This is a genomic window from Acidovorax sp. SRB_24 (assembly GCF_012931925.1).
Window position 1 is genome coordinate 1 of record NZ_MWOM01000149.1, and the last position, 982, is coordinate 982.

At 59.5% G+C, this 982-nt stretch carries 1 protein-coding gene; it reads left to right on the forward strand.

The annotated features are described in order from the left end of the window. The coding region (locus B2J89_RS21130) for a flagellin hook IN motif-containing protein (RefSeq protein ID WP_256368867.1) at nucleotides 1-982 on the forward strand (982 nt) is incomplete at both ends.

The following is a 982-nucleotide window of genomic DNA, read 5'->3' on the forward strand; positions in this document are numbered from 1 at the left end:
GGCCACCTCGTCGAACTTCAGCACCAGCGCCTACGGCAACTACCGCATCGGCGGCACGGCGGCGACCACCACGGGCGGCGCGGGCGATCTGACGCTGGGCAGCACTCCTTATGCCGTTGTCGCACAAGGCTCTGTGGGAGCTTCTGCCATTACTGGAAATACGCTAACTGTTAATGGCGCCTATGGCAGTGTGCCCATTCCCTATCCTAAAGGTGCCTCTGCCAAGGACATGGCGGCCCTCGTCAACGCACAAACTGAAAAGACCGGCGTCAGCGCCAGCGCACGCACCGAGATCGGACTGTCTGGAATGGTCGCCGCCAGCTCTTACAACCTGCAAATTGCTTCGGACAACGGTACGGGCCAAGCCGTCACCCTTTCGTTCACTATTGGCACCCAGCTGAATAGCGACGGCCTGGGAGACGCGGCCAAAGCATTCAACGACGCCGCCGCAAAAACCGGCGTGACAGCGCGCGTCAACGATGCAGGCACCGGCTTGGTACTGACCAATGCGGCTGGTAACGACATCAAGCTGGTGAACAACTCTACGACTGGCGCAAATTTAGCAGTCACTCAAACGGATCCCCTCGCCACAGCTGTGGCTGGCACATCTGCTCTGGCTGAAGTTGTTCCAGCCGCGAACAACTTTGGTACCGATGATCTCGTGGTTACCGGACAACTCACGCTGGACTCGTCCAAGTCTTTCAGTGCAATGGATGCTGCAGGGGCTGCATCTGGCGGCTTTTTAAATATCTCAACCGCTGCAGGCAGTCAGGTTCAAACTGTGCAGAACATGGACGTGAGCACGGTCGATGGCGCCAACCGCACCTTGGCCATCGTCGACTCTGCGCTGTCCGCCATCAGCGGTCAGCGCGCCAACTACGGCGCGCTGCAAGCACGCTTTGAATCAGCCATCGCGAATCTGAATACCTCTTCCGAGAACATGTCGGCCGCGCGCAGCCGCATCCTGGACGCCGACTTCGCG